The following is a 13,008-nucleotide window of genomic DNA, read 5'->3' on the forward strand; positions in this document are numbered from 1 at the left end:
CGGTCAACACTCGATCAGCCTCGGTCAGCACTTCGGGATGCTGCCGCCCTTCTGCAGCGCCTTGAGCGAGGACACCGCGTCCGTCAGCCCGGTGACCGGGATCAGCGTCATGCCCTCGGGCAGCTGCTCCTCGGCGATGGCGCACTCGGCCTTGGGGACGAGGAACACGGTCGCGCCGTCGCGCGCCGCGGCCTGCGTCTTCAGCGCGACCCCGCCGACCGCACCGACCTTGCCGTCGGCGTCGATGGTGCCCGTACCGGCGATGTTCCTGCCCCCGGTGAGATCGCCGCCCGCGCCGTCGCCCGCGAGCTTGTCCACGATCCCGAGGGAGAAGAGGAGCCCGGCGCTCGGGCCGCCGACGTCGGCGAGGTTCAGGGTGACCTTCACCTTCGCGGGGTCTTCCTTGAGGTAGCCGAGGGCGGCGTCCACCGCGCTGTTCTGGGACTTGAGCATCTCGGCGGTGTTGTGCTTCTCGATCTCCTCGTCCGACCGCCCGGAGGGGTAGACGGAGTCGCGCGGCAGCACGGCACGGTCCTTGCGCACCCACGCGCCCGCGATGTCGCCGAGATCGACGTCGACCGAGGGCCCGGTCGCCACGATGGTCGTCATCCGCAGCTGTCCCTGGGTCGGCCGTACGGGGGCTCCGGTAATGGTGATCACCGGCTTGCCCCGGTCGGACCCCAGCACGTTCGTGGTCTGCCCGGGCTGGGCCACGGTGAACGGCAGGGGGGCGAGCGCGGCGACCGCGAGCAGCGACGCGACGGGCACGGCGCAGACGGCGAGGACCCGGGTACGGGAGAGACGTGAGAGGCGAGAGAACACGCTGTCAATGTATCGGTCCACCCGGTCCGCCCGGATCGGACCCGGATCCGGCCCGGATCGTCGGACCCGGTCGAATCCGGTTCGCGTCCGGGTCCGTGTCCGGGTCCGTGTCCCGGCAGCCCGGCGCCCGGGTCCGGCGTCCCGCAAGCCCGGCGCCCGGGTCCGCCCGGTCGCCGGCGGTTCAGCGCAGCGCGTCCGCGACCTCGCGTGCCGCGTCCACCACCCGGGGGCCCACCCGCTCGGGAACGGAGTCCGCCAGCATGACCACACCGACACTGCCCTCTATGCCGGTCACCCCGACGAGCGCGGCGGCGGCTCCGCTCGCGCCCGCCTCCAGTTCGCCGTGGGTGAGGGTGTACGAGGGCTCGGTGAGACCCCCCTGGCGTGCGGCGAGGATCGCCTTCCCCGCGGCTCCGCGGTCCAGCGGGTGGCGGAAGCCGGCCCGGTACGCCACGTGGTAGTCCGTCCAGGTCGGTTCGACGACCGCCACCGCGAGCGCCTCCGACCCGTCGACCAGCGTGAGATGGGCGGTCGCACCGATGTCCTCGGCGAGGGAGCGCAGCGCCGGGAGCGCCGCCTCCCGCACCAGCGGGTGCACCTGACGGCCGAGGCGGAGCACACCGAGACCCACCCGGGCCCGGCCTCCCAAGTCGCGGCGGACCAGGGCGTGCTGCTCGAGTGTGGCCAGAAGTCGGTAGACGACGGTCCGGTTGACGCCGAGCCGGTTGGACAGCTCGGTCACGGTCAGCCCGTGGTCGGTGTCGGCGAGCAGTTTGAGGACACGCAGTCCTCTGTCGAGCGTCTGGGAGGTCTCCGCGGTCACGACGCCCTCTCCTTCGAGGTGAGTGCGGCGACTCTCTCGCGGCTAGCGGCACCGGTCCCATCGGCGACGCACGGAGAGGCCGCCGGCAGGCCATGGCACACCGGCTGCGCTCCGCGGCGGCGCTGCCACGGGGCGTTTCATGTGCGGGGACAGTAGCGAGCCGGTTCGCTCAGCGGAAGACCTCGTCCAGAATCCGGGCGTCGAACGGCGCTGCCGCCCGCTATCGGTACGCAAGTCGGGACGACCAGCGACTTCACTCGACACATCCCTCTTCGGCCTCCGCCGAAGAGGGACACGGCGCCACCCTCGACGCAACCCGGCAGCACGGTCCGGCAGACGGCCGCGGGAGCGCGCGGAGCCGGGGGTTCAGAGGGCCGCACCGCCCGGGGGAACGCACCGCCCGGGCCGGCGCACCGAAGCGCGACGGAGCCCGGACCCTGCCGTACGCGCCCGGCGGGCCCCGCGCGCGCTCACCGCATACGGGTGGCCCACTCCTGCACCTTCTTGATCCGCTCCCGGATCTGCCCCGCCGTCGCCTCCGCGCTCGGCGGCCCCCCGCACACCCTCCGCAGCTCGGTGTGGATCACCCCGTGCGGCTTGCCGCTCTGGTGGACGTACGCGCCCACCATCGTGTTCAGCTGCTTCCTCAGCTCCAGCAGCTCCTTGTGCGAGACCACCGGACGGCGTTCCGCGGGCAGTTCCAGCAGGTCCGCCTCGGCGTCCGGCTTCCTGCGGCTGTGCGCGATCTGCCGCGCCTGGCGCTTCTGCAGCAGCAGTTGCACCTGGTCCGGCTCCAGCAGGCCCGGGATGCCCAGGTAGTCCTGCTCCTCCTCGCTGCCCGGGTGGGCCTGCATGCCGAACTCGGCGCCGTTGTACATCACCCGGTCGAAGACGGCGTCGGACTCCAGCGCCTCGAAGGGCAGCATGTCCTGCTCGCCGGTGTCCTCGTCCTGCTGCTTGTTCGCCTCGTCCATCTCCTTCTCGGACTCGGCGTAGGGGTCCTCCTCCCCTTCCTTCTTCGGGCGGTCGAGCGCGTGGTCCCGCTCGACCTCCATCTCGTTCGCGAAGCCCAGCAACATCGGGATGGTGGGCAGGAACACGGAGGCCGTCTCGCCGCGCCGCCGCGAGCGGACGAAACGGCCGACGGCCTGGGCGAAGAAGAGGGGCGTGGAGATGGTCGTGGCGTACACGCCGACCGCGAGCCGGGGGACGTCGACGCCCTCGGACACCATCCGGACGGCGACCATCCAGCGGTCCTGGCTCCCGCTGAACTCGTCGATGCGCTTCGAGGCGCCCGCGTCGTCGGACAGCACGACGGTCGCCTTCGTACCGGTGATCTCCCGGATGAGCTTGGCGTAGGCGCGTGCCGAGTCCTGGTCGGAGGCGATGACGAGGCCGCCCGCGTCCGGGATGGCCTTCCTGACCTCGCCGAGGCGCTGGTCGGCGGCGCGGAGCACGTTCGGCATCCAGTCGCCGCGCGGATCGAGCGCGGTGCGCCACGCCTGCGAGACGGCGTCCTTGGTCATCGGCTCGCCGAGCCGGGCCGCGACCTCGTCGCCCGCCTTGGTGCGCCAGCGCATGTTGCCGCTGTACGACAGGAAGATCACGGGACGGACGACGCCGTCGGCGAGGGCGTTGCCGTAGCCGTAGGTGTAGTCGGCGGCGGACCGGCGGATGCCGTCGTCGCCCTCCGCATAGGTGACGAAGGGGATCGGGTTGGTGTCGGAGCGGAAGGGCGTACCGGTGAGGGCGAGTCGGCGGGTGGCGGGTTCGAAGGCCTCCAGGCAGGCCTCGCCCCACGACTTGGAGTCGCCGGCGTGGTGGATCTCGTCGAGGATGACGAGGGTCTTGCGCTGCTCGCTGCGGTTGCGGTGCAGCATCGGGCGTACGCCGACACCGGCGTAGGTGACGGCGACCCCGTCGTACTCCTTGCTGAGCGGACCGGCGCTGTAGTCCGGGTCCAGCTTGATGCCGATGCGCGCGGCCGCGGCGGCCCACTGCTTCTTCAGGTGCTCGGTCGGCGCGACCACGGTGATCTGCTGCACCACGTGGTGGTGCAGCAGCCAGGAGGCCAGGGTGAGCGCGAACGTCGTCTTGCCGGCGCCGGGCGTCGCCACCGCGAGGAAGTCACGCGGCTGTTCCTGGACGTACTTCTCCATGGCGCCCTGCTGCCAGGCGCGCAGCTTGTTCGCCGTCCCCCAGGGGGCGCGGCCGGGAAAGGCGGGTGAGAGGTGGTGGGAGGCGGTAGTAGACACGGTCTCCGGTTCGAGGCAGGGCTGCGGCGTTACGTACGACAACCGGGCCACCCTACCGGTGCGGCCACCGTCGGGAGGGCCTCACCGGGCGGTGCGGGGACGGGGTGAGACCCGCCTCACAGAGACGGCCCGGAGCGTCCCGGCCCGGGCCTGCCGGCCTCGTTCACAGCGTCCGCAGCACGGCCCCGATCAGGGCCGGATCGCTCATCTCGCCTGCCGCCACGGACACGACCAGGTCGTACGCCCGGTCCTGGTCGACGTCGGCGGGGTCGGCGCCGTTGAGCGCGAGGAAGACCGCCGTCGACAGCCATGCCGTGCGCTTGTTGCCGTCGGCGAAGGGGTGGTTGGAGGCGATCGCGTGCAGCAGCGCGCCGGCCTGCTCCCGCAGGTCCGGGTACGCGGCGACTCCGTACACGCGGGAGCGCGGCCGGTGCACGGCGGACCCCAGGAGACCGTTCGCGCGCAGCACCGGCGGGCGGCCGCCGAAGGCGAGCCGACCCGGGCCGGCCGGGCGTCCGGCCGCGGAGCGGGAGCCGGGGGTCAGGCGGGGCGACGCTCGTGCAGCCGGGTGGCGACCCAGGCGCCGATCAGCGCGACCGCGGCCATGGGGAGGAACACCGCGGCGAAGGCGGCCGTGTGGCCGGCGCCCGCCACCCCGGCCTGGGCGACCGCGGCACCGTGGCCGCCCGCCGCGCCCCCGCCCAGGGCGGCGAAGGCGGCGCCGCCCGCTGCCAGGAGGAGGACGTTGGACAGTCCGTCGGAGATCTGGAGGGCGGCGGAGTTGGTGCCGGCCTCCGCCGGGGGCGACAGCTTCAGCAGCAGCACGCTGGTGGAGGAGATGACCAGGCCCATGCCGAAGCAGCCCCAGGCCCAGGCGACCGCGACGATCCACACCGGTACGGAGGGGATCAGCACGCTGGGCGCCGTGGCGACGGCCGTCGCGACGAGCACCATGCCCGCGACGGTCAGACGCTCCCGGTAGGCCTCGAGCCGCGGCCGGGACTGCACGAACGACCCCAGCGCCCAGGTCGCCCCGCCGACCGCGAGCGACAGGCCGGCCAGCGTCGGCGACAGCCCGCGCTGGGTGACCAGCATCAGCGGTACGAAGGACTCCGCCGCGATGAACGACCCGGCGGCCACTCCGCGCAGCAGCACCACCGACGGCAGCCCGCGCGCCGCGCGGAACGTGCCGCGCGGCATCAGACCGAGCGCGGCCGGCACGAGCAGCGCGGCGCCCGCGGCGGCCGGGACCAGCGAGAACCACCGCAGGTCCTGGGCCGCGTACTGGAGCACTGCGGCGCCGAGGGAGATGCCGAACGCCAGCCGGATCCTGCGCCGGTCCAGCGCCGGGACGGGGGCCTGGGGGTCCACCGGGCCCGAGGCCCGGCGCCGTATCGCGGGCAGTGCCAGTGCGAGCGGGACGACGACGAGGGCGGGGATGCCGACGAACACCCAGCGCCAGCCCAGCTGTTCGGTGACCGTGCCGGCCGCGAGCGGTCCCACGACGGAGGGGATCACCCAGCTCGCGGCGAACGCCGCCATGATCGTCGGCCTCAGGTGCTCGGGGTAGGCCCGGCCGACGACGACGTACAGCGCGACGATCACCAGTCCGCCGCCCAGCCCCTGGACGGCCCGCCCGGCGATGAACCACCACATCGTGGCGGCCGTCCCGGACAGCAGCAGGCCCAGGCCGAAGGCGGTGATCCCGGCGGTCAGCGGCCCGAGCGGCCCCCTGCGGTCGGCCCACTGCCCGGACAGCACCATCGCGAACAGGCTTGTCGTGAAGAACGCGGAGAAGGCGAACGCGTACAGCGGCACCCCGTCCAGCTCCCGCGCCGCCACCGGCATGGCGGTACCGACGGCGGTCGCCTCGAACGCGATCAGCAGGACGACGGAGACGATGCCGACGCTGAGGGCGCGCAGGCTCCGCCCGAGCACGCCACCGGTGAGGGTGGCGGTGGCGGGCGTGCCGGTGGCGGCCCCGGGCGTGCCGGTGGCGGGCGTGCCGGTGGCGGTGGCGGTCTTGACGATGCCGGGAACGCCGGCGGCCTGCTCGGCCGGCGGCTCACCGGCACGGGCCGCGTCAGGTGGTTCGAGGGCTGTCACGCGCTCCAGAGTAAGGGCCGTGGTTTGGGATGGCCCCTGTCGTGGGGTGGGGGTTCGGCTCGGCCGTTGGTCCTAGGCCGGGTGGGAGCGGCTCGTGGGCGGTCCGCTCTCCAGCGGCTCGGCGAAGAGGTCCGCGAAGGGCGTGAACGCGATTGGGTCGCCGACTGCAGTGGTTGGCACGTGGGGATCCTCCCGGCGGCGATGCATCACGTCGCGGCCGAGCGTCAACGCCTGGCCGCCTCCATGGACGGAGTGACCGGCCGCAGCGACCGGACGGAGCGCTGCACCCACTGGTTCCACACGCACTCGGCTCCGATCCCACTTCTTGCTGGGGGACCGGAGCCGGCACTTCGCGCTCTGCGCAGGAGCTACAGCCAGCCGTGTTCTGTCAGGCCGCTGTCCGCCTTCAGGTAGCCGAGGAGGCCCTCCTTCGGGTACTCGATGATGTCCTCGGGTAGTTCGTGGACGCTGAACCACTCCAGGCCGAGGCACTTCGCCGGCTCCCGGTTGACGGGCTCGCCACTCCACTGGGTGGCCTCGAAGAAGAAGCCGATCCGCTCCACGGTGTCGTCCTGCCGGTGGTGCACGATGTGGACCAGGCGCAGGTGATCGGGGTCTACCGCGACGCCAGTTTCCTCAAGCAGCTCCCGCGCGGCCCCGACAGTCAGGGCCTCGCCCCTGTCGAGTTTGCCCGACGGCATGTGCCAGCAGCCGTAGCCGTAGGGACCGCCTCGCTGGGAGAAGAGCAGTTTGTCGCCGTCGCGGACGATGACGTGGGTGTCGATGACAGGTTGTGCAGTTTCCAGACTCATGATCCCTGGGGGGGTGTCGGGGTCGGTGAGATTGCCGACGCTACCGGGGCGTCGGGCAGCGCGTCGGCGATTCGGGAGGCGATGTCCGACGCAGGGACATCGCTGGTGTCGAGGACCAGCACCTTTACGTTCCTGGCGACGAGGGCTTGGGCGGCTTCGGCGTAGAGGTCGACCTCGCGGCCGGGCGCAGCGGGGTCGCGGTGGAATCGGTGGCGGATTCCGCGCTCGGCTATCCGCTTGGCGATGAGGCCGGATGACGCGGTCAGGATGACCGCCAGGTCGGGCATCAGGACGTCCGCGTTCAGGGCGAGCAGGAAACCCAGCGACACGCCGTCGAGCCGCTGCAGGACCAGCGTCGAGGCGACGTAGCGGTCGCAGATGACCGTCTCTCCGGCGTCGAGCGGCGGTTTGACCTCGTGCTCGACGTGCGCGTACCGATCGGCCGTGACCAGGCAGGCCAAAGCGTGCCCGTGGATGTCGTTGGCGTTCTCGCGGGTGAAGATGCCGAGCTTGCTGGTGGAGGGTTCCAGGGTCTGGCGTACGGCCATGCCCCGCTCGGTCAGCTCTCGGCGCAGCGCCTCGACGGTGGTTGATTTTCCGACACCGCTGGGGCCGTCGAGGGTGATGAACAGGCCCCGTCGCCGGGTCATGCCGCGGCCCCCTGGTTTCCTTGGTTGCGATCATGCTGCTCGCGGGTGAGTGCGGCGAGGGTTGAGCGGACCCGGCTGAGGGGGACGCTTCCGAACTGGATGCCGACGGAGAAGTTGAACTCGTCGCGTTGACGCATCGACTCGTCGGCGCCGTCTTCGGTCAGGTCGACGTCTCCGTACGCGAGGAGCGCGGCGGGGTCGTTGCCGGCCTCGACGAGGGTCTGCCACACGGGTGTGCCGGGGTAGGGGCGGAACTCGAATACGCTCGCCCGTATGTCGCCGGGGTTGTTGTCGGCGATGCGCCAGAGGTTGTGGACGTGGCGGACGGTCGCCTCGATGTCGTCATGGCTCTCGCCCGGGAAGCCGAGGATGAAGTAGCCCTTGACTCCGATGCCGTGCTCGACCAGGCGGCGGGCGACGCGCTCGGTCATCGCGGCGTTGATGCGCTTGTCCATGACCTTCAGGATGCGGTCGCTGCCCGACTCGATACCGAGTGCTACCTCCCGCAGGCCGTTGGCGACAAGCCGGTCCAGCTCGCGGTCGGAGACCCGGTCGAGGACGTTGATGCGGCCGGTGGCGTCCCACACGTACCGCTCACCGATCTTGTGGCGGGTGAAGGCCTCCATCTGCTCCTCGATGACACGCCCGACGCCGAGAAACAGGTCATCAACGAACCGGAAGGCGGTGACGCCGTACTCCTCGTGGAGTGCGTCGAGCTCGCCGATGATGTTCTCGGGCGCGCGGACGCGGATCAGAACGTCGGGGTTCGCGCTGACGGCAGCCCCGCAGAACGTGCAGTTGTAGGGGCAGCCGCGACTGCCGACGATATTCGCTTCCGTGTGCCCGGAGCGGGCGGCGCCCTTGAGCAGTGGGGTGCCGCGGCTCACCGCAAGACGCCGGTCTGTTTCCGTGGGTGCGGCCTGGTAGGGGTCCTGCGGCAGGAACGCACGGTTGACGTAGGGCAGGGTGTCGATGTCCGGGCCGAGCATCTCCGCGCTCCGCTTCTTGTCCGTGAGGATGCCGGTGGCCCGGGTCCCGAGCAGGCGGTCCCGCCACAGCACTCCTGGCAGTTCGCGGCGGCGCTGCTCGTCGTCCAGGAGGGCGGCGACACGGAGCTCCCCCTCGCCGAGAACGAGAGCCCGCAGGTTGGCCATACGCGGGTCGGCGAGAACCCGGTCGGGCATAGCCTTGGCGTGGTGGCCGCCGACCATCAGGGCGATGCCAGGATCGAGCTGCGCCGCGATGCGCGCGGACATCTCGTAGGTGGGCGCGAGGAGGTTCATGGCCGCCCACCGTGGCGCGGCGTCGTTGATGAGCTTCGCTGTCTCCGTGATGCCGAGTCCGTGCGCTTCGGCGTCCAGGACACCCACGTTGTAACCGGCCTGCTGAGCGTACGTGGCGATGTAGGCCATGCCGAGCACGGGGAGTGTGTAGTCGTTGGTCCGCGGGCGTTGGTCGTAGTCACGCAGCGGTGCGTTCACGAACAGCGCGTCGAGCGGGCGGGCCGGATCGGCGCCTGCGACCAGCGGTAACTGCGACATTGATCCTCCTGGTCATCGCGCATGAGAACCCCAAGTGAGGGTGGAGAGGGTCAGGGTGTGCAGGGCGGTGCGGTCGGGGCCGGCCATGCCGGTCCACATGGGGCGGAACGACTTGTCCTTCTTGTCGGGCCAGTCGTGTTGGGGCGCGATCTGCGCGGCCCAGGTGCGCACGGCGAGGTCGTCGTGCGGGTAGATGCTGAAGTCGCCGGTGTAGTCGGCCGCGGCGGCGGAGGCAGTCCACGGGCCAATCCGGGGAACGCCGGTCAGCGCGGCCGCCAGATCGCCGGCGTCCATCTGCTGCCAGTCCGCGACGTGCAGCCGGTGGTGCGTGGCTGCGGCTTGCAGGACGCTGCGGTGGAACTTGGCTCCCACACTCGCGAACTGTGCGTCGCCGAGCGTCAGGACCTCCTCGGCGGTGGGGGCGACGGCCAGTTCGCCGTGCGGGGTGTCGATGGTGGTTCCGTAGGCCTTGCACCATGCCCGGTACAGCTTCCGGGCCTGCCCGGCACGCACCACCTGCCGGAGGATGGCTGTGCTGATCGCGTCCCACAGCCATGGGTTTGCCAGGCGCTGGGTGGGCCCGAGGTCATCGAGTCCTGCCTTGAGCGTGGCGGGAACGGTGCCGGGCAGGCACGCGGGGTCGGTGGTGACGACCGTGGGCTTCACGTCCTCCGTGCCGCTCACACAGCTCATGTGCAAGCCTTCCCGGTCCCAGTGCACGACCCAGATTCCGGACGCAGTGCGTACGGCGCGTGCGCGGTCTCCGGTCTCGGTCTCGATCCAGGCGGGGTGGTCGATCGTCAGGACGCCGTTCATGCGGTGCTCCTCGTGTTGAGGGGTGGTGCGCCGTAGCCTCTCGCGTCCAGGGCTGCGGTGCGGGCGGCCGCGGTAAAGCGGAGCGAGATCAGTCGATGAGGTCGCGCTGCCGGCGCGCATCATGTCGGCACGCAGCAGTCCTGTGGGCCGCGCAGGACGACGGCGGTCACGCATCCGTCGTCGCACAGGTCGTAGCGGGTGGTCTCCGCCCAGCCGTCGCCGAGTCCCGCGATGACTTCCTCGCGCACACCGCGGTGCGCGGTCTCGGGCTGCTTCTCGTAGACGGGCGTCATGACGTACAGCACGCCGTCAGGGCGGAGCCATCGGCGCACGTCGGTCAGGAACCGGGCCCGGTCGAGGAAGGCCAGCACCAGGCGGCACACGACGATGTCCACGCTTTCCGGGGCGAGGTCGTTGGGGATCGCGCCGGCGTTGAAGTCGTGCTCGCGGTAGCGCAGCCTCGGGTGGCTGTACGTCTCGGCGGCCTCCTTGACCACCAGCGGCGAGAAGTCGTAGCCGGTCGTATGCAGGCCCCACTCGGCCAATGTGTGCGCGAGGTCGCCGCGGCCGCATCCGACGTCGATCGCGGTCATGCCGGTCGCGGGCCGCGTGTGGGCGCGGAACCAACCCAGTTCGTCCTCGCTGACGGGCCGGAATTGCGTGCCTTTGGCGAAGACGTCATCCCAGTACCCCGGGTGGTGGGTCGGCGGCACAGGCGTCACGGCCGCGTCCCGTGCTGCGCCCTGCTCTGTGCGGGGGATCGGGGTGGTCATCAGGGGGTTCTCCTCATTCTGCGTACAGGGCGAGCGGCACTACCAGCCCGGCGACGGTGAGGACGATGAGTATCTGTAAGCACCACTGCCGCCAGCCCCATCGACGCTCGTCCATCCAGCGCATTGGGCACTTCACGTCGCGGCCTCGGGCACGACGAGCGCTGTGAAACAGTGGCGGTCGGCATTGAGCTCGTCCCGCAGCCTCTTCAGCCGCATGCCGGGTGCTATCGGGTGTGGGGCGCAGAGCCGCTGGTGAAGCGTGTGAACTCGTTCTCACGGTCCATCCACGACGTGTCCCGAGCCGCCCTCGTCGTGCTGCGCATCGTCATCTCCGTCGCTGTGGGGAGCGGGCGGACCGCCGCCACGTCGGCGGTCCGCCCCGGGGGAGGGCCGCCATGGAGAACGGCCGTCCTTCATACAACTGCCGAAGTTCCGGTCAGGGCAGGAAATAGCGGGCGCACGTTGGTCGCCGGCGACCGGAAATTCCGGGCTGGCGCCTCTGCCATCAGCCTCAACAGAGGATGACGCCGCGGCTACGGTGAGTGCGTGGACGAGAATCTCCGGCTCAGAGCGGCCATGGACGAAACCGGCTACACCCAGGCGGAGTTAGTCGAGCAGCTGAACCTGTCGCTGACGGCGGCCGGCCACCGCGGGACCGTCAGCGACCGGACCGTGCGCTACTGGCTGACCGGAAAATCTCGATGGCCTCAGCAGCGACAACGGGACGCGTTGGAGGCAGTATTCGGGTGTCCGGCCGTCGAGCTCGGCTTTGTTCCCCCGGAGGGTCCATTGCTCCGCCGAACCTTCCTCGCATCCACCACGGCCGCAGGGGCAGCGCTCACGATCCAGCCCTCCAACGCGGGCCGCGTAGGGACATCCGACGTGGCTGCTCTCCGCGCCAGCCTGGAGAGCTTGACCGGCCTGGACGACAAGCGCGGCGGACACGCCGCCCTTGAGCGGTCAGCCCTTGCCGGCGCGGCCGAATGCCTGAGTAAGCAGGACAAGGCCAGCTCCCAGCGCGTCCGGCAACGACTCCTCGCGCTCGCCGCGGACTTCACTGCCACGGCCGCTTGGTCGACCATCGACGCCCGTCAGCTCGACCGCGCAGACAGCCAGCTCAAAGAGGCCCTGTACCTGGCGCGGATGGCCAACGACAGCGCCACCGAGCTGCGAGTGTGGAACTCGCTGGCGATGCTCGCCCATCAGCGCAAGGAGCACGGCCAGGCCGTCGATGCCGGGTACGCGGCTCAGGCCACGGGCATCACCCGTCGCGATCCGTTGTTCGCGTCTCTCGCCCACGCTCGGACCGCGGTCGGGCACAGCAACCGCGGAGACCGGCAGGCGGCGCTGAGGTCATTCGGCTTCGCCGAGGAGATGCTGAGCAAGGCGGAGCCGGACACCGCTCGGCCACCGTGGATCGCGTTCTACGGCCCTGCCGAGCTGTACGCCTTGGGCGCGATCGTCCGGGACCGGCTCGGTTTCGCGGCAGAGGCCGAGGCATCCTCGTACCGTGCGCTGGCAGCCCTCCCCAAGCAGTTCCGCCGCAACCGCGCCCTGGCCACCGCACGGCTCGCGCTTGCGCAGCTACATCAGGGCGAGGCCGAACAGGCATGCGACACAGCAGCCTCGGTCTTCCAGCTGATGGCCGGCGCTCCCCTGCCGGGGCGCATGAGATCGCTGATGGGCGACTTCTACCGCGACCTTCTCACCCTCGCGCCGGACGCGACCGTGGCGCGCGAGTGGGGCAACCGATACCGCGACCAGTGGAGCCGAACGTGACTGTCCAGCTGCGCCAGTACAAACACGACGACCTTCCCGAGATCCGCCAGACGCTCATCGACGTCCACGCCGATGCCTACGCGGACCAGATGGACGACCCGTTCGTACAGCGCTTCCCCGGGTTCGTGGACCACTGGGGCGGGAACCCCGGCTTCTCATGCCTCATCGGCTGGGACGGGAGCGAGCCCGCTGGCTTCGCCTACGGCGCCCCCGCGACGGCTGGCAGCGAGTGGTGGCGAGAACACGTGACCGAAGAGCCCGAGAACCCGTCGACGTTCTCGCTGTCCGAGTTGATGGTGCGGCCCAAGTGGCGCAAGACCGGCGCCGCAGAGCAACTGCACGAGGCGCTCCTCGCCAGCCGGGACGAGGCGCTCGCCGTGCTGCTGGTCGACACCACCCATCCGCGCGTGCAAGCCCTGTACGAGTCCTGGCAGTACCGCAAGGTCGGCGAGCGGCAGCCGTTCCCCGACTCTCCCGTCTATGCGGTGATGCTCCGCTCCCTTTCGCCCGCGCTGAGCAGGGTGTCAACCACCGACGGGTGATGGTGTCGCGTGGCATGACCGCATTGCCCTGCCCGTCACGCAGATGCCCACCGCGCGGGAGGCTACCGGCGGGCTGAGCAGCGCCCTCC

12 protein-coding genes are annotated in these 13,008 nt (G+C 71.0%); 2 read left to right on the forward strand and 10 right to left on the reverse strand.

The genetic code is table 11. The features are described 5' to 3' along the window. Nucleotides 1–24 precede the first annotated feature (24 nt). From DDW44_RS09675 to DDW44_RS09720, 10 genes are all read right to left on the reverse strand, one after another. On the reverse strand, nucleotides 25–822 hold the full coding sequence (locus tag DDW44_RS09675) for a S16 family serine protease (RefSeq protein ID WP_108906165.1): 798 nt from the start codon (nucleotides 820–822) through the stop codon (nucleotides 25–27). Nucleotides 823–1,003: 181 nt separating this feature from the next. Beyond that, on the reverse strand, nucleotides 1,004–1,645 hold the full coding sequence (locus DDW44_RS09680) for an IclR family transcriptional regulator (protein WP_017947992.1): 642 nt from the start codon (nucleotides 1,643–1,645) through the stop codon (nucleotides 1,004–1,006). Between the two features lie 470 nt (nucleotides 1,646–2,115). Further along, complete coding sequence (locus DDW44_RS09685; protein ID WP_026281919.1) at nucleotides 2,116–3,900, reverse strand: DEAD/DEAH box helicase; 1,785 nt, start codon at nucleotides 3,898–3,900, stop codon at nucleotides 2,116–2,118. A 163-nt stretch (nucleotides 3,901–4,063) separates the two neighbouring features. Next, nucleotides 4,064–4,444 (reverse strand): type II toxin-antitoxin system death-on-curing family toxin, encoded by a 381-nt coding sequence (locus DDW44_RS09690; RefSeq protein WP_108908783.1) that lies wholly within the window; start codon nucleotides 4,442–4,444, stop codon nucleotides 4,064–4,066. Next, nucleotides 4,441–6,006 carry an MFS transporter gene (locus DDW44_RS09695; RefSeq protein WP_108906166.1) on the reverse strand — a complete coding sequence of 522 codons (1,566 nt, stop codon included), beginning with the start codon at nucleotides 6,004–6,006 and terminating at the stop codon, nucleotides 4,441–4,443. Before DDW44_RS09695 ends, DDW44_RS09690 begins: the two co-directional genes overlap by 4 nt. Before the next feature lie 368 nt (nucleotides 6,007–6,374). Further along, nucleotides 6,375–6,818 (reverse strand): NUDIX hydrolase, encoded by a 444-nt coding sequence (locus DDW44_RS09700; RefSeq protein WP_206307286.1) that lies wholly within the window; start codon nucleotides 6,816–6,818, stop codon nucleotides 6,375–6,377. Next, nucleotides 6,815–7,468, reverse strand: coding sequence for a dTMP kinase (tmk, locus tag DDW44_RS09705; protein WP_108906167.1), 654 nt, complete (start codon nucleotides 7,466–7,468; stop codon nucleotides 6,815–6,817). Before tmk ends, DDW44_RS09700 begins: the two co-directional genes overlap by 4 nt. Next, the gene (locus DDW44_RS09710) at nucleotides 7,465–9,009 is read right to left on the reverse strand and encodes a B12-binding domain-containing radical SAM protein (protein ID WP_108906168.1); all 1,545 of its coding nucleotides are present in this window, start codon (nucleotides 9,007–9,009) and stop codon (nucleotides 7,465–7,467) included. The genes tmk and DDW44_RS09710 overlap by 4 nt, the downstream gene beginning before the upstream one ends. A 12-nt stretch (nucleotides 9,010–9,021) precedes the next feature. Then, nucleotides 9,022–9,825, reverse strand: coding sequence for a DNA glycosylase family protein (locus DDW44_RS09715; protein WP_108906169.1), 804 nt, complete (start codon nucleotides 9,823–9,825; stop codon nucleotides 9,022–9,024). Nucleotides 9,826–9,944: 119 nt separating this feature from the next. After that, entirely contained in the window at nucleotides 9,945–10,598 is a 654-nt protein-coding gene (locus tag DDW44_RS09720) for a class I SAM-dependent methyltransferase (protein WP_108906170.1), read from the reverse strand. A 546-nt stretch (nucleotides 10,599–11,144) separates the two neighbouring features. Here DDW44_RS09720 and DDW44_RS09725 point away from each other — a divergent pair. Beyond that, the gene (locus tag DDW44_RS09725; protein WP_108906171.1) at nucleotides 11,145–12,377 is read left to right on the forward strand and encodes an NsdA family TPR-like regulatory protein; all 1,233 of its coding nucleotides are present in this window, start codon (nucleotides 11,145–11,147) and stop codon (nucleotides 12,375–12,377) included. Next, the gene (locus tag DDW44_RS09730) at nucleotides 12,374–12,919 is read left to right on the forward strand and encodes a GNAT family N-acetyltransferase (protein WP_240800535.1); all 546 of its coding nucleotides are present in this window, start codon (nucleotides 12,374–12,376) and stop codon (nucleotides 12,917–12,919) included. Before DDW44_RS09725 ends, DDW44_RS09730 begins: the two co-directional genes overlap by 4 nt. Nucleotides 12,920–13,008: the final 89 nt, after the last annotated feature.

Source organism: Streptomyces tirandamycinicus, assembly GCF_003097515.1.
Taxonomy (GTDB): domain Bacteria; phylum Actinomycetota; class Actinomycetes; order Streptomycetales; family Streptomycetaceae; genus Streptomyces; species Streptomyces tirandamycinicus.